Source organism: Marivita hallyeonensis (assembly GCF_900129875.1).
GTDB classification, from domain to species: domain Bacteria; phylum Pseudomonadota; class Alphaproteobacteria; order Rhodobacterales; family Rhodobacteraceae; genus Marivita; species Marivita hallyeonensis.
On record NZ_FQXC01000002.1, the window covers coordinates 254,184 to 268,784 of the forward strand.

Genomic DNA, 14,601 nt, shown 5'->3' on the forward strand with positions numbered 1-14,601 from the left:
GATCCGCCGCGTCACCGCGAACCGCTCCTCCTTCATCTTGCCCAATAAACTCCCGCCGGAGGCTCCCGGCGCCGCTCTTGCGTGCCGACATCAGATCGGCGATCAGGCCGGTTCCACCAGCCCCAGCTTCTCCGCCATACCGATCCGCTGCATCTTGCCGGTGGCCCCTTTCGGGATCTCGTCCATGATGACAACTTTGCGTGGCACCTTGAAATCGGCCATGCGTTCCGCCGCGAAATCGCGGATATCGCGTTCCGACGCCTCGGACCCTTCCTTCAGCACCACGGCCGCCGCGACCTCTTCCCCGAGTTTTGGATGCGGCAATGCAAAGGTCACCACCTGCGCAATGGCCGGGTGATCCAGGAGCACGCCATCCACCTCGAGCGGCGAGACCTTCTCGCCGCCGCGATTGATAATCTCTTTCAATCGCCCGGTGAGATGCAGGAACCCATCCTCGTCAAACGCCCCCTGATCGCCTGTGCGGAACCAGCGCTGCCCCTCCGCCTCGAAGAAGTTCTTCGCATTGGCGTCCGGATTGCTCTCATATCCCGGTGTTACATTCGGCCCCGAGATAACGACCTCACCCGTACCCTCGATGAGACGATTCTCCGTCTCATGCGCGATCTTCACCTCCGGTCCGGCCGCGACGCCAACCGCACCCGGCTTCTGCCGGTCAAACGGGTTGCAGCACATCTGGTGCGCCGCTTCTGTCATGCCATAGGCCTCGATCACAGGGGCGTTGAAGGTCTCGCGCAGCGCCTCCATGACCTGCGCCGGCAAGGATGCCGATGAGGATCGCAAGAACCGCAACGGCACGTCCTCAATCACATCGGCATTGCGCTTGGCGCGTGTGAGGATCGCCTGATGCATCGTCGGCACCGCCGTGTACCATGTGGGCCGCGCGTCCTTCATCCAGCCGAAGAAGCGCAGCGCGTCAAACCCCGGCGCGCACCAGATCGACGCGCCGACGGACAGAGAGGCCGACACAGCCGCGACCAGCCCGTGAATATGGAACAAAGGCATCACGTTCAGGCAGCGATCCGAGGCCGACAGTTTCAGGGACGCCGCGATATTCTGCGCCGAGGCTGCAACGTTTGACTGCAAGAGCGGCACAATCTTCGGGCGAGATGTCGTTCCCGACGTGTGCAGGATCAGCGCCACATCGTTCTCCGACGGATCGCGCGGCGGTACGGCTTCGCCCGCAGCACCGTCGACCGAAAGGGTAAAGGTACCCGCAGGCTGATCTGGGTCCACAACCGTCCGCAGGATCATCAGCCCAAGCGACTTGGCCGCCGCATAGGCCGGGCCGTCATAGCCATCGGCCAGCACGATGGCCTTTGCGTTCAGATCTTCGAGGTAAAAGGCGTATTCGTCCTCGCGATAGGCCGGGTTCAGCGGAGCCGTCGTTGCCGCCTGCGCGATGGTGACAAAGGCCGACGCCATCTCCGGTCCGTTCGGCAGGACGATGGCGACCCGGTCACTCGGCCCGATTCCAAACCCGCGCAGCGCACGGCTTACCTCCGCAGACAGATCGCGCAGCCCTCCGTAAGTCAGCCATCCACGCCCCGGTGCTCCGATTGCCAGGCTGTCTGCCGCGTGCTTTGCCAGCAAGGCTTTCATCGTCGTTGCCATCGCCCCGTCCCCTTTATTCAGTCAGTCTTCTATTCCGCCGGAGCCACGCTCCGACGTCCACCCTTGCGCAGATACTTAACAAGCGGGAGCACAAAGAAAAGCGCCGCGAGCGCAATAAACGTCGCCGACAGCGGTCTTTCGACAAACGCAAGCACGTTCCCCTGCTCCGCGATCAGCGTCTGACGGAAGCTCTTTTCCATCAGCGGACCTAGCACCAGCGCCAGCACCAAGGGGGCCAGGGGGTAGTCCGCTTTCCGCAAAAGATAGCCCGCCACACCGAAGCCCGCGATCAGCCAGACGTCATGCATCTTCTGGCTCGGCGCAAAGCCCCCGACGATACACAGCACCATCACCAGAGCGCACAGCACGGTGAACGGCATCCGCAGTGCCCAGACAAAGAGCGGGATCAGCGCGATATTGATCGCCACGGCAGCGAAGTTGGCGGTGTAGAGTGACGAGATCAGCCCCCAGACGAAGTCCGGCTGTTCGATGAACAACATCGGCCCCGGCATCAGACCCCACATCACCATGCCGCCCAGCAGAAGGGCGGTCGTCGGCGAGCCCGGAATGCCCAGCGTCAGCATCGGCAAGAGCGAGCCCGTCGAAGCCGCATTGTTCGCGGTCTCCGGCGCGGCAACGCCTTCGATATTGCCCTTGCCGAAGGTCTCGGGCTGTTTCGATGTCGACCGCGCAATCCCATAGGCCATCAGCGATGCAGGAGTCGCTCCCGCCGCGGGCAGCATGCCGACAAAGAAGCCAAGGAACGACCCCGTGCCCATGGTCTTCCACATGCGATTCATCGCCCTGAACCCGGCCCCCAGCTCTTTGAACGTGATTTTCGCCGGCGTAACCGACGGCGCGGTGCGCGAAGTCTCAAGCGTGTAAAGGATCTCCCCGATCCCGTAGACTCCAATCGCCAGCACGAGGAAGCTGATCCCCGCATAGAATCCCGGCAGGTCGCCAAACACCAATCTCGGCGACCCCGAAATCAGATCGAGCCCGACGGTGCTCAGCACCAACCCAAGACAGATCATCACGATGGTCTTCAGCACATCGTCGCCGCCAAGTCCCACGAATGTCGTGAATGCGAGCAACACCAAGGCGAACTCCTCGGCGGGCCCGAAGGCCAGCGCGAGGTCCGCCAACGGTACGGCAAACAGTGTGAACAGTACGACCGAGATCGTTCCACCGACGAACGAGGCCACCGCCGCCGCGATCAGCGCAAGCCCGGCCTTACCCTGTTGCGCCATCGGCCGACCGTCAAAGGTCGTCGCCACCGCCGTTGATGCGCCCGGTATCCCCAGCAGGATCGACGATATCGCGCCGCCGTACATCGCGCCGTAGTAGATCGCGCAGAGCAGGATGATCGCCGACGAGGGCGGCACGATGAATGTCAGCGGCAGTACAATCGCCACCCCGTTCACCGATCCCAGCCCCGGCATCGCGCCGATAAACAGCCCCGCCGTCACGCCGAGGATGACGATCATCAGATTGAGCGGCGACAGAGATGTCGCAAACCCGTCGGCCAGAAGCGCAAGCGTTTCCATGTCATCGACCCCCGATCAGAAGAACATTGCGTAAAGCGGGAAGAACAGCGGCTCAGTGATCCCCTTGGGCAGCAGGATCTTGAGCGTCACTTCGAAGAAGAAGAACAGAAACAGCGGCGTGCCAATGGTCAGACACAGGGTCAGCAACCAGGAATGCCGTCCGAAAACCTTGACGTACCAAAAGATGAACAGCGGGATCGCGATATAAGCTCCCACAACCGGGATCAGCGCGATCGTCGCGAATAGCGCGACCACAACAAGGATGACCGATTTCAGCATCACCCCATCGAAGAAAGACTGCCCGCCATCGTGCCGGCCGATGCTCCGGACAAGGATACCCGCGGCACACAGCATCATGATCAGCGAAAGCCAGAACGGAAACGCGCCCCCACCCGGACCGCCTGTCATACCGTTCCACCCGATCGGCAATTCCACCGCATGCCACATGAAATAGGCTGAAAGGCCCATGATCGCGATGGCGATCACCCTGTCCGCTACAAGCATAGCCGTCTCCCCGAATGTCTTGGTGCTTGGCCCGGATCACCCCAATCCGGGTGCCAAAAGAGGCCGGGGCGCTTTCGGCCCCGGCCCGCTTGGTCGCGCTTTGGCTCTCGGCAAAGCGGCCTTACGAAGACCCGTCGCCTTCCATGTCGGCGAGGATGGCGGCGTGCTTGTCACGCTCTTCGATGAAGTATGCTTGAAGCTCATCGCCCGACAGGAAGTCGGCCATCAGGGCCTTGTCCGTGGTGTACTGCTGCCATTCCTCGGTCTGGCTCAGCTTTTCAAACATCTCGGTGTAATAGGCGACCGCCTCTGCCGGCATGTCTTTCGGTGCCACAAAGGACCGCTGCATCCAGTAGACGATGTCATGACCCAGCTCGCGCGCTGTCGGCACATCCGGGAACACGTCAAGCCGCTCCGGTGTAAAGGCCGCGATGGGGCGCGACTTGCCGGCCTGGTAGAAGCCCATCTGCTCGGACGGGTTGTTCACGGTGCTGTCGATGTGACCACCGACCAGGTTCTTCGCAACGTCACCGCCCCCTTTGAACGGCACATAGGTGACCTTGATGTCGAATTCCTTTTCCAGCATCGCGGTCACGAGGCTGTCTTCCTGCCCGGTGCCGGTGCCGCCCATTTTCCATTCGCCGCCGGACGCTTTGACCGCAGCAACCCAGTCATCCATCGTTTGGATATCGCTGTCTGCGCTGACCCACAGCACGAAGGTATCCAGCGCCATGCGCGCGATCGGCGTGAACTCTTCGATATCGACGCCAATGTCGTTGCGGATCGGCGTGGTGTAGTAGCTGTTCAGCGTAGCCATGATCTTGTGCGCGTCGCCCTCATTGTCCTTGAGGTAGCGCAGCGCTTCCGCGCCCGAACCACCGCCTTTGTTCACGGGCAGGACCGGCATCGAGGCGAGGTTTTCCTTCTGGATGATCGACTGGAACAGACGCGCCAGACGGTCCGCCCCGCCACCCTGACCGGCCATGATAACCATTTCGATGGGTTTCTGCGGCTTCCAACCTTCGGCCAAAGCGGATGTGGCGCCTGCGGCGATCATCGCAATCGAGGCCACCCCGGCCAGTGCTGCACGACGTGTCATCTTGTAGATCATGTAATATCCTCCCAATATCGAAGCCCGCTCCCGACGACCATAGACGCCGCCACTTCCTCTTCGGACTTGGCAGATACATACCTGTACGAAATATAATTTCACGCAGATTGCGGTCATCGCGTTAATTCTTGCTTTTACAACTTTTGTATTTGTAATGTTGTAAACATGAGCAAGACCTTTGTTGGCCCCCAATTGCGGCAACTTCGCCGCCAGCACAAACACACGCAGGCCGAAATGGCTCAGCGTCTCGGCGTCTCGCCCGCCTATGTGAACCTGTTGGAAAACAACCAGCGCAGCCTATCCGTGCAGGTGCTTGTCGCGCTCACCGAAGCCTACGGCGTCGACATGCGCAGCCTCGTCACCAATACCGAGGCGACCAAGCTCGCTGATCTGCGCGCCGCCGTGCGCGACCCGGTCTTCGCCAACGATCCGCCCGACCTGGCCGAGCTGCGCGGCGCGCTCGATCACGCGCCCACACTGGTCGACCGATTCCTGCAGCTCCAACAGACGCATCGCTCCATGGCGGACCAGTTCCGGAAACTGGCCGGTCAGACCGCTGCCAGCGACATCCACTTCAAAACACCCGAAACCGCGATCCACGACGTGTTTCGCGCCCACGAAAACCATTTCGACCCGCTCGAACGGCAGGCCGAAGACCTGCGCGCGCGTCTCGGCGGATCCCATGACGATATGTACGCGCTTCTGAAACGCCATTTGCGGCTGGAGCACAGTGTCACCAGCACGGTTCAGAAGCTCTCCGACATGCCGGGTGCGCTGCGGCTCTTTCGCGAAAGCGACGGCATCGTGCACCTGTCCGAAGCACTCGACCACCCGAACCGCGTCTTCCAACTGGCCCATGTCATTGGCCTTCTCGAAGCGCGTGAGACCGTGCAAAGTTATGTCGCCGCCAGCGGTATTACCGAGGACGCAGGCCGAGCGCGGCTCACCGTCGAACTGACGAACTACTTCGCCGCCGCGCTGCTAATGCCCTACACCGAATTCCTGACGCTGGCCGAAGCCACGCGTTATGATATCGACCGCATCATCTCGGGCTTTGGCGTCAGCTTCGAAATGGTCTGCCAGCGCCTTACCACCCTGCAGCGCGACGGCCAGCGCGGCATCCCGTTCTTCTTTCTCCGCGTCGACCGCGCAGGCAACGTGTCCAAGCGCTTCAACGCCACCACCATCACGCTCGCAGAAGAGGGCGGCGCCTGCCCGGTCTGGGACATCCACGGCGCGTTTCAGGTGCCCGGGCAACTCCTTCCGCAGTTTGTAGAGATGCCGGACAACGGCCGCTTCTTCACCCTGTCGCGCACTTCCGACCGCCCCGTCGTCGGCGCAAGGCTCGGCGAACGCCGCCTCGTCGTCGCCATCGGCTGCGACATCGATCAGGCGCACCAGGTCGGCTACGCCTCGCGCTTCAACATGGAGGACCCCACGCTCTTCGCGCAGATCGGCACAAGCTGCCACGTTTGCCCCCGCACCGCCTGCCCGCAACGCGCCCACCAGCCACTACACGTCACCCTGCCCGTCGACACCAACCGCCGCGGCCAGACCCGGTATGAGAGCTGATCAATCCAACGTCACCCCTCACTGCGGGTCGACCAAACCGACTGGGACACATTAGTAAAATTCGGCAATGGTGGGCTTTGTCCACAATGGCAACAGCCTCGCAAGTGCTCATGCGGCGGAGTTGCGCCCCTTGACTACGCGCGGATGATCTCTGGTACGGGGGACAATAAAACTGTCTTAACAGTCCTTCGAACACGTTTATCAGCGGAGTGCGGGCACGCGAGGACGGCTGTGCAGGACGACGTAACCGTTCGCTTCAGGGACATAAACGACAGTGTGGCAATTGGCATGGTCTGACGTGGCTTAGGCTGCGGTGAGCTCGCAGTGGAAAAAACCAGCGATCGATCTGCCGGCACGATTGAACGAAACTTCGCAGTGTTGCGACTATAGGCCGAAACGGTACGGTACTCGTCGAGCCCGCTCATGTTCCCAAAGCTCTCTGCGGTCGGCCCTAGCAAGGGCAGGCTTTCGCGGTGGGCGAAGAGCTTTCCGATCATGGCCGAATGTCTTGCCCACCAACGCAATTAGGGGCGCTCGGTCTGGGTCACCCTGGCCTCGGGAGAGGCGATGGCCAATTCGTGCCAGACCGAAGCGCCGGTGAAGTCGACCTGGGCTGCGTTGCCCCGGAGCTTGGTGTTTCGATACTGTGTAGAAGCGCCTCCATGACGGGCGCTTTTGCGGACGCCTACTGATGCAGGCTTGCGAGCAGGTCGATGATGGGCGCCGACAGATCGGTGTGGTGATGGACCATGCGCCAGCCATCCTCGGTCCGCGTGTAGACGTTGGTCACCCGGTATTCGAGCGCGATCTCTTTGCCTGCCAGCGTGGCTTGGCCCGTCTCGACCCCGGTTTCGACTGCGGTATCACCAAAGATGGCGATGGCCTGATCCTGAAGCGCGATCTCTCCTCCCTCCGCAAGGCTTGCCACGCCGTCGAAAGCTCCGGCCAGGGTGTTGAGCCCTATGTCGCGCCCGCCGATGGGGTGCTGTGCGGTGACGCCGTCTGCGTCAAGCCAGAGCGGCGCGATCTCGTTCGAGACCGGAGTGCCAGCCAGCATGTCGTTCAGCGCCGCGTAGAACGCGCTCGAGACCATCGAGACGCCGGCCGCGCCGCCATCGTCTGCCTGTGCGGACCCGGCCACGAGCACCCCTAACGCAAGAGCGCTCGCCGCGCCGCGCATTGCAACTTTCTTTTTTTCCTCGAACATGTCGTACTCCTTTCTGGATTTGACCCGCGCCCGGCGGGAATGACGACACGTTAGCGGCGTGTTTTTTCGAAATATAACGAACAGTCTGCATGCCTCATGAGCAAAATTAATCTGAGCAAGATAGACCTGAACCTGCTGGTCACGTTCGAGGCGCTGATGGACACGGGCAGCGTCACCAAGGCCGCCGAAAAGGTGGGCCGCACGCAATCCGCCGTCAGCCACGCGCTGGCCCGATTGCGCGATCAGGTGGGTGATCCGCTGATGGTCAAGGTCGGCAGCAAGATGCAACCGTCGCCCTTTGCGCTGCAGATGATTAAGGACGTCCGCCCCATCCTGCGGCAGATCGAACAGGTGGTCGCGCCCCCGCGCGCCTTCGACCCCGAGACCAGCACCAGACGCTTCCGCGTCGCTGTCCCGGCGATTACGGCGCTCATCGCCGAGGTCTTTGCACGGGTTAACAAGGAGGCACCGAACGTGGCCGTGGAATGGGTGGGTCTGGGTCCGCATCTCTATCAGGCGGTCGCAGACGAGGAGATCGATCTGGCACTTCTTGGCGCTGACACACCCCTGCCGGAAGGTCTGATGGAGCAGGTCATGCCGACACTCAAGCGCTATACCTACATGCGGAAAGACCACCCGGCGGCAGAGAACTGGAACAAGCAGGCGTGGCTCGACTGGCCTCATGTCATGGTGGGATTGTCCAACGCGGCGCGCCAGACCGTGGAGGACAAGATAAAACGCGATGGGCTCGAACGCCGCATCGGGGCGCATCTGCCGGAGTTTTCGGGCGTGGCACCTCTGCTTGCGCGGACGAACATGCTTGGCACCTCAGCCCAGCTTTTCATGGCCCAAGATGTTCAGACCTATGGCCTGATCGCCAAGACCCCGCCAATCGATCTGCCGGACATCACCTTTCGCTTTTTCTGGAGCGCACGCCTGTCGCAAGACCCGGGCAGCAAATGGCTCAGATCGCTTGTCATCGGTGCCTATGAGACGATCGCCGAAAGAGCCCAGCTTGCGAGCAAGACTTAGTCGCGGCCGTCAGACCAACTTTGACAAAAAACGCCCGGTAGTCTCGTAGGCTCGGTCGTTATGACCAAACTAAAGAACGCAGCTTTGCCAAATCGGCCACTCGCTGCGGTAGCAAATTCCTAGCTCGTCCACGCTAACAATAGACGCGACCAAGCCAAGGTACAGAACGCGTTTCAAATTGTCGCTTACGAGTCACCACGTACCTCGGCCATTCCATCAGGGTATTCATTGCAAATCTAGAAGACCAAACATTCCCGTGACGGTTCGGCCTGAGCAAATTCAAACTTGCGGTCAGTGGGATGAGCAATCCCATACCACAGCACAGAAGACCGAGGCCTCTCTCAGTTGCGAAGCGGGATCATGACTGCACCAAGCTTGTGGTTAATGTCGGCTTGGTGGTCTTCATACGCTGCGATCACCGTGTCGCGCAGCCAGTTGTTTCCGGGGTCGGAAGCGTTGCGGGCGGACCAGGCAAAACGCATTGGAAAGTCTTTGGGTGCCGCAACCGGTTCAAGCACTTGCAGGTCATAGCGCGTCCACATCTCTGCCATAACGAAGCTCGGTTGTGTGGTGATAAGATCTGTTGCGGCAAGCATAGACCCGATAAGGGAGAAATCATGCACCTTGCCGCCCAATGTTCTTGGACGGTTGAGAACCCTGTGCTCCTTTTCGATCGGCGTGCCGCCCGTGTCTTCGACCGCGACTTGAAGATACCTGTACTTCGCGGCGTTCTCCGTGCTCCATTCCTTGGTCACAGGATGGCCGTTTCGCACGAAACTGAAAAACGTGACTGGCGAGAGATCGATGGACGCAATCCCATCCATCAAATACGCCGGGCCGCCGACATGCAGAAGGTCGATCAACCCGTCGGCCAGATCATTCTGGTTGCTCGGTTTGATGCGAACCCACTCGATCATGACGTTCGGCGCGGCTCTCAGGATGTCCGTCGTCATCTGCGCCATGAAGGTGGGTGAGGTGTGAAGAGCAATCCGAAAGACGCGGTCACTGGTGGCTGGATCGAAGGGAGCTTGCGGCTCAAGCGCACGACGCAACCCACGCAGCACGGGCGACAGTTCATCTGCCAGAAGGAGCGCCTTGGGCGTCGGTTGCATTTTGCCGCCGATCCGTACCAGAAGCGGGTCGTCGAATTGCGTGCGCAAACGCCCCAGCGCGTGGCTGACCGCAGAGGGCGTCAGATGAAGTCGATCCGCCGCCGCCGCGACGCTGCCCTCCTCAATCAGCGCCTCGAACGTCGCCAATAAGTTGAGGTCCATCTTATGTAGCTGAATTTGGCTCATGCGGGCCTGAAATCGTTTCGCTGGACTGAAGTGACCATCGCGCTGAAGATGTTCCCACGTCCAGAAAAAAGCTTCAGTGACGGCGAGAATCTCAAGCCAAGGCGCTGAAAATTCATGCAGCTTTCGATCTGAGCGTACCGAATAAAAGACGGTCGACCCGTGGATGGGCGGCCGAGAAACAGACCTGAGCTGAAATCATGGCGGGCCACCCGCAGCGTGTCGATTTTCGACCGAACGGGAAAGATGTGCCTTCCGACCGCGCCATCTAAGGAGGAAAGACCGATGACTGTGATCGACACCACCATGGCGACCACACCCGCGCGCAGCGGGGAGACCAACGGACGAGCCTGGGGCTTGCGCGCCACGGACTGGGCCAACATTCAAGAGGCGCAGTGTGCCCCGGCCTATCACGCGGTCTTCGACAAAGCGGTTGTGGGTTCTGAAACACGGCTGCTGGACGCGGGCTGCGGTGCGGGTATGGCTTTGTATTTTGCCGCGGACCTCGGAGCACGCGTGTCTGGCATCGACGCCTCTACCGCGCTGCTCGAAGTGGCCCGGAGCCGGTTGCCGAACGCGCATCTGGTGCATGGCGATCTCGAGGAATTGCCGTTCGAAGACAACAGCTTCGACGTCGTGTCCGGTTTCAACTCGTTCCAGTATGCCGCCAATCCCACCACTGCGTTGAAAGAGGCCCGCCGTGTGACCAGGCTAGGAGGCAGGGTTTTCACCATGACGTGGGGCGCGCCCGAAACAATGGAGGCCACAGCACTGGTGGCGGCACTCAAGCCCCTGCTGCCCCCGGCCCCGCCGAATGCCAATGGACCATTTGCGCTGTCAGTTCCGGGTAAATTGGAAGAGCTGGCGGCCTCTGCCGGATTGACCCCAGTGGAGGTTTTCGATGTGGACGCGCCATGGTCTTACCCGGACCTTGCCACCGCGCAAAAGGGTCTTGGATCGTCCGGCGTCGCCGCGAAGGCCGCCGAGGTCAGTGGCCAAGAGGCGCTTGATGCAGCACACGCTGCAGCCCTCGCTCCGTTCCGCCAGCCCGATGGCAGCTACCGGATCAGGGCCACGTTCCGCGTCCTCATGGCCGAAAACCACCACTGAGACCGCCTCCGCGCCGGTTCGAAGGGGCCGGCCGCACTATTCCCGTATTTCTCAAATCGAAAGGAGTTCACCAAATGAAAACGATGCTCAAGACCCTATCGGTCGTCGCGGTTGCCAGCCTGGCTTTCGCGCCAGCGGCCCGTGCAGAAGTGTCCGAACACTTCATCATTCACGAGTTGGAGCAGACACCGCAGGAGGCCGCCACGCTGATCCGCGATTTCATCGCGATGAGCGATGACTGGTCGCTCAACGGCGAATTCGAAATGATGGGCGGCGCTGCCGTCGGCATGAAGATCTGCTTCAACGCGATGCGTGGCTACGTTGCCGCGGCGGGCTTGCACAACCTCGCCCTGATGCCGTGTGGCAACATCGCCTTTTACGAAGAGGACGGTCAGTCGTACCTGTCGATGCTAGACGTCGGGTATATGACGACACTGTCGCCACACCCCGAGCTCGAGGCGGGCGTGGCCCTCGCGCGTCCGGCCTATGCCGCGATGTTCACCGAGGTTCTGAGTGTCGACTAGGGCGCCTTGTCTTGTCGCGCATTCACTCGCAACCTGCGTGCGCGACAAGACAAATCCTGGCACCGGGACACCGGGCCAGGCCTGTAACCAAACGTTTTCTCGCCCGCCTGCCTAAAGTGCGTACAAACGGTCTAGCAAACATTGCGCCGCGTGTTTCCTGCGATTGAAATCGACGGTGTAGCGCAGTATCGTTTTATCGCAGTTGCCGGACTACATTTTCTCAGTCATTTGGAGACCACCATGCCCCAGATCCTACAAGTCGCGGCCATCGCCCTGGCGACGCTCGGAACAGGCGCTGCAACACTGACCGTCATGAACGAAGATATTCCGGATTTCCAAGTGCCCGAAGGGGCATGGACGGCGAGTGGCGCTCTTGATGGGAGGTCTTTTGACATCCTTGGAACAGACCCCAACAGCGGAGCCGTTCTTGAGGACCTCATCGTGTTTCGAGACGGCAAGTTTCAGTCGGTCGATTGCCAGAATTACTGCGACTTTGGCTGGTCCGATTATCAAACGAAAGAGATCGACGGTGTAATCCATTTTACCGCGCGCACCATTTGTCCTGACGCGCCACATACCGTGGTCTGGTACGGCAGGGTTGATGGCGACGACGTCGTTGTCGATGGCACCTGGACCACGCGGCGCTGGTACTGGACCAACCAGATCGAGATCACGGCAGTGGGCAATTCTGTAACCCCCGTAGACGAAAACATCTCCGGCTGAGGCAAGGCGCATGGCACCAACCGGTTTGCGTTTGCGCGCACTTCTCTTGCGCGTTGCGATCCTCATCGCGGTGATTGTGCTCGCCACTTGGGGGGCGCATGAGATCCGGGACGCCCTGAGCCTGCAGATCCGGCCCGATAACGAACAGCAGGTGCACCGCGCTATCATGTGGGGGTCGGTGGCTTATATCGGGTTGCTCGCACTTCCTTTCGTGCCGGGAGCAGAGATCGGAATTGCGATGCTGGCCGCTTTCGGCCCGAGTATCGCCCCGCTGATTTACGTCTCCACGGTGGCGTCGATGATGCTTGCCTTCACAATCGGGCGCTTTCTGCCGATCGGCGCGTTAGAGCGGTTTTTGGCCCTTCTGCGTATGCGCCGGGCTGCGGCGCTTGTCGCCAGCGCAGCTCCCTTGTCAGGCGACGAGCGGCTGGCGATGCTGCTCGATGGACAATCGAAACGCGCAGTGAGCCTTGGCCTGCGCTATCGCTACATCGCGCTGGCGCTGGCGGTTAACACACCGGGAAACTCCATCATCGGAGGCGGAGGCGGCATCATGATGATCGTTGGCCTGAGCAGGATTTTCTCACCCATCGCAACCTTCATAACCATCGTGTTCGCTGTCTCTCCGGTTCCTCTTGCGATGATTTTTTTCGGCTTGCGGTTTTAAAGCGACGCCTTGGTATCCATAGATGGAAACGGGTTAGAACTGGATGAGGTCCGGACGGATTAAGTATCCTCTGGGTCCGTGTAAACTCCCATTTTCTAGTAGTAAGCATCGGCCTTCAGGCACATACAGCGAACTTCCGAATGCCGCGCGCCGTAAACACCCGAACCTTAACAAACACTTAATAGGTCCACTTCGGATCCAATGTTTCGCGTGCGAAACAATATGGCCAAAACGGACCTATCCACTCACGACGCTGCTTCGGCCCCCTCTTCGAGATACGCGACCCGGCTGCCCGCTTTGGAGCTTGTGACCACGCCCAGCGACTTCAGCTTCCGGTGCAGCGCGCTGCGTTCCATGCCGACGAAGCTCGCCGTGCGGCTGATGTTGCCGCCGAAGCGGTTGATCTGGGTGAGCAGGTATTCCCGTTCGAACGCCTCGCGCGCCTCGCGGAGTGGCATGGTGGCCAGCGTGCCCGACAGGACCACCCGGCCCTCCTCGTCCGCCGTAGGCGCCGTGTCCTGCGGCAGTTCGCGGGCCGAAATGTCGCCCGTCCCCTCACCCAGGATCAGCACCCGTTCGATCAGGTTCTTGAGCTGCCGCACGTTACCCGGCCAGACCATCGTCTGAAGGAGCGCGACCGCATCTGTGCTCAACCCCCGCGCCGGCAGACCCTGGCTCTGGTTGAAGAACTCCACGAAGTGCCGCGCCAGCATCGGGATGTCCTCGCGCCGGTCTTCGAGGCTCGGGACCGAGATCGGCACCACGTTGAGCCGGTGATAAAGCTCCTCTCGGAACGTCCCCGCCGCAATTGCGTCCTGCAGGTTGCGGTTGGTCGATGAGATCACGCGCAGGTCCACCCGCACCTTGTCCGCCCCACCGACGCGCTGGAACTGCTGATCCACCAGCACGCGCAGGATTTTGGACTGCGTGCCGACCGGCATGTCGGCGACCTCGTCGAAATAGATCACCCCGCCATGCGCCTGCTCCAGAAGCCCCGGTTCGACCCCGCGCTCGGGCGTTTCGCGGCCGAACAGCACCTCTTCCATCGTCTCGGGTGCTACGCCCGCGCAATTCACGGTGACGAACGGCGCACTGGCGCGGTTCGAATTGGCGTGGATATAGCGCGCCGCGACTTCCTTGCCGCTGCCCGCCGGCCCCGACAGCAGGACGCGCCCGTTGGATTTGGTCACCTTGTCAAGGTTCGACACCAGCGTGCGGTAGGCTCCGCATTCGCCCACCATCTGCGCCACCTCGGTCTCGCGCCGCTTGAGCTTGTGGTTTTCGCGGCGCAACCGGCTGGTTTCCATCGCACGACGGATCACCACCAGAAGCTGGTCGATATTGAACGGCTTCTCGATGAAGTCATAGGCCCCCTGTTTGATCGCCGCCACGGCGATCTCGATATTGCCGTGGCCCGAGATGATGACCACCGGCACATCCGGGTTGTCGCGCTTGACCGTCTTGAGGATATCGATCCCGTCCATCTTGCTGTCCTTCAGCCAGATATCGAGGATCAACAGCGCGGGTTCCTCGGCGTTGATCTCGTTCATCGCCTCGGAGGAGTTGCCCGCAAGCCGGGTGGTATAACCTTCGTCTTCGAGGATATCCCCGATCAGTTCACGGATATCGCGTTCGTCGTCTACAATCAGAATGTCGCTCATCGCCTCACCCTTGTCT

The 14,601-nt window shown here is 60.9% G+C and carries 13 protein-coding genes; 6 read left to right on the forward strand and 7 right to left on the reverse strand.

The features are described 5' to 3' along the window. Positions 1 to 102 precede the first annotated feature (102 nt). The 4 genes from BUA42_RS06885 to BUA42_RS06900 form a co-directional block, all read right to left on the reverse strand. Entirely contained in the window at positions 103 to 1,632 is a 1,530-nt protein-coding gene (locus tag BUA42_RS06885; RefSeq protein ID WP_072776980.1) for an acyl--CoA ligase, read from the reverse strand. A 29-nt stretch (positions 1,633 to 1,661) separates the two neighbouring features. Then, positions 1,662 to 3,179: a tripartite tricarboxylate transporter permease gene (locus BUA42_RS06890; RefSeq protein WP_072776981.1), complete on the reverse strand. Its 1,518-nt coding sequence runs from the start codon at positions 3,177 to 3,179 to the stop codon at positions 1,662 to 1,664. Positions 3,180 to 3,194: 15 nt separating this feature from the next. Beyond that, positions 3,195 to 3,683 (reverse strand): tripartite tricarboxylate transporter TctB family protein, encoded by a 489-nt coding sequence (locus tag BUA42_RS06895; protein ID WP_072776982.1) that lies wholly within the window; start codon positions 3,681 to 3,683, stop codon positions 3,195 to 3,197. Between the two features lie 121 nt (positions 3,684 to 3,804). Next, positions 3,805 to 4,794 (reverse strand): Bug family tripartite tricarboxylate transporter substrate binding protein, encoded by a 990-nt coding sequence (locus BUA42_RS06900; RefSeq protein ID WP_072776983.1) that lies wholly within the window; start codon positions 4,792 to 4,794, stop codon positions 3,805 to 3,807. A gap of 165 nt (positions 4,795 to 4,959) precedes the next feature. On the opposite strand from BUA42_RS06900, the gene BUA42_RS06905 reads away from it, so the two are divergent. After that, complete coding sequence (locus BUA42_RS06905; protein WP_072776984.1) at positions 4,960 to 6,366, forward strand: helix-turn-helix domain-containing protein; 1,407 nt, start codon at positions 4,960 to 4,962, stop codon at positions 6,364 to 6,366. 685 nt (positions 6,367 to 7,051) lie between these two features. Here BUA42_RS06905 and BUA42_RS06910 read toward each other — a convergent pair. Continuing rightward, complete coding sequence (locus BUA42_RS06910; protein WP_072776985.1) at positions 7,052 to 7,573, reverse strand: nuclear transport factor 2 family protein; 522 nt, start codon at positions 7,571 to 7,573, stop codon at positions 7,052 to 7,054. A 96-nt stretch (positions 7,574 to 7,669) separates the two neighbouring features. Here BUA42_RS06910 and BUA42_RS06915 point away from each other — a divergent pair, with 96 nt between their 5' ends. Next, positions 7,670 to 8,605, forward strand: coding sequence for a LysR family transcriptional regulator (locus BUA42_RS06915; RefSeq protein ID WP_072776986.1), 936 nt, complete (start codon positions 7,670 to 7,672; stop codon positions 8,603 to 8,605). Between the two features lie 341 nt (positions 8,606 to 8,946). Here the strand turns inward: BUA42_RS06915 and BUA42_RS06920 are convergent, their stop codons facing one another. Further along, complete coding sequence (locus BUA42_RS06920) at positions 8,947 to 9,879, reverse strand: LysR family transcriptional regulator (RefSeq protein ID WP_072776987.1); 933 nt, start codon at positions 9,877 to 9,879, stop codon at positions 8,947 to 8,949. Between the two features lie 306 nt (positions 9,880 to 10,185). Between BUA42_RS06920 and BUA42_RS06925 the strand changes: the two genes are divergently transcribed. The 4 genes from BUA42_RS06925 to BUA42_RS06940 all read left to right on the forward strand — a co-directional run bounded on the left by BUA42_RS06925 (position 10,186) and on the right by BUA42_RS06940 (position 12,924). Continuing rightward, the gene (locus tag BUA42_RS06925) at positions 10,186 to 11,010 is read left to right on the forward strand and encodes a class I SAM-dependent methyltransferase (RefSeq protein ID WP_072776988.1); all 825 of its coding nucleotides are present in this window, start codon (positions 10,186 to 10,188) and stop codon (positions 11,008 to 11,010) included. A gap of 74 nt (positions 11,011 to 11,084) precedes the next feature. Then, entirely contained in the window at positions 11,085 to 11,534 is a 450-nt protein-coding gene (locus BUA42_RS06930) for a DUF302 domain-containing protein (RefSeq protein ID WP_072776989.1), read from the forward strand. Positions 11,535 to 11,774: 240 nt separating this feature from the next. Beyond that, positions 11,775 to 12,257, forward strand: coding sequence for a hypothetical protein (locus tag BUA42_RS06935; RefSeq protein WP_072777455.1), 483 nt, complete (start codon positions 11,775 to 11,777; stop codon positions 12,255 to 12,257). A gap of 10 nt (positions 12,258 to 12,267) precedes the next feature. Further along, positions 12,268 to 12,924, forward strand: a complete 657-nt coding sequence (locus tag BUA42_RS06940) for a hypothetical protein (RefSeq protein WP_072776990.1) — start codon at positions 12,268 to 12,270, stop codon at positions 12,922 to 12,924. A gap of 245 nt (positions 12,925 to 13,169) precedes the next feature. Here BUA42_RS06940 and ntrX read toward each other — a convergent pair whose 3' ends face one another. Next, a complete protein-coding gene (ntrX, locus tag BUA42_RS06945; protein WP_072776991.1) occupies positions 13,170 to 14,585 on the reverse strand; it encodes a nitrogen assimilation response regulator NtrX in 1,416 nt (471 codons plus the stop codon). Positions 14,586 to 14,601 lie beyond the last annotated feature (16 nt).

Bases quoted from the DNA above. Each gene is read 5' to 3' on its own strand.
- BUA42_RS06895 (WP_072776982.1), bottom strand. From the start codon at position 3,683: ATGCTTGTAGCGGACAGGGTGATCGCCATCGCGATCATGGGCCTTTCA.
- BUA42_RS06900 (WP_072776983.1), bottom strand. From the start codon at position 4,794: ATGATCTACAAGATGACACGTCGTGCAGCACTGGCCGGGGTGGCCTCG.
- BUA42_RS06890 (WP_072776981.1), bottom strand. From the start codon at position 3,179: ATGGAAACGCTTGCGCTTCTGGCCGACGGGTTTGCGACATCTCTGTCG.
- BUA42_RS06910 (WP_072776985.1), bottom strand. From the start codon at position 7,573: ATGTTCGAGGAAAAAAAGAAAGTTGCAATGCGCGGCGCGGCGAGCGCT.
- BUA42_RS06885 (WP_072776980.1), bottom strand. From the start codon at position 1,632: ATGGCAACGACGATGAAAGCCTTGCTGGCAAAGCACGCGGCAGACAGC.
- BUA42_RS06925 (WP_072776988.1), top strand. From the start codon at position 10,186: ATGACTGTGATCGACACCACCATGGCGACCACACCCGCGCGCAGCGGG.
- BUA42_RS06915 (WP_072776986.1), top strand. From the start codon at position 7,670: ATGAGCAAAATTAATCTGAGCAAGATAGACCTGAACCTGCTGGTCACG.
- ntrX (WP_072776991.1), bottom strand. From the start codon at position 14,585: ATGAGCGACATTCTGATTGTAGACGACGAACGCGATATCCGTGAACTG.
- BUA42_RS06930 (WP_072776989.1), top strand. From the start codon at position 11,085: ATGAAAACGATGCTCAAGACCCTATCGGTCGTCGCGGTTGCCAGCCTG.
- BUA42_RS06905 (WP_072776984.1), top strand. From the start codon at position 4,960: ATGAGCAAGACCTTTGTTGGCCCCCAATTGCGGCAACTTCGCCGCCAG.
- BUA42_RS06935 (WP_072777455.1), top strand. From the start codon at position 11,775: ATGCCCCAGATCCTACAAGTCGCGGCCATCGCCCTGGCGACGCTCGGA.
- BUA42_RS06920 (WP_072776987.1), bottom strand. From the start codon at position 9,879: ATGGACCTCAACTTATTGGCGACGTTCGAGGCGCTGATTGAGGAGGGC.
- BUA42_RS06940 (WP_072776990.1), top strand. From the start codon at position 12,268: ATGGCACCAACCGGTTTGCGTTTGCGCGCACTTCTCTTGCGCGTTGCG.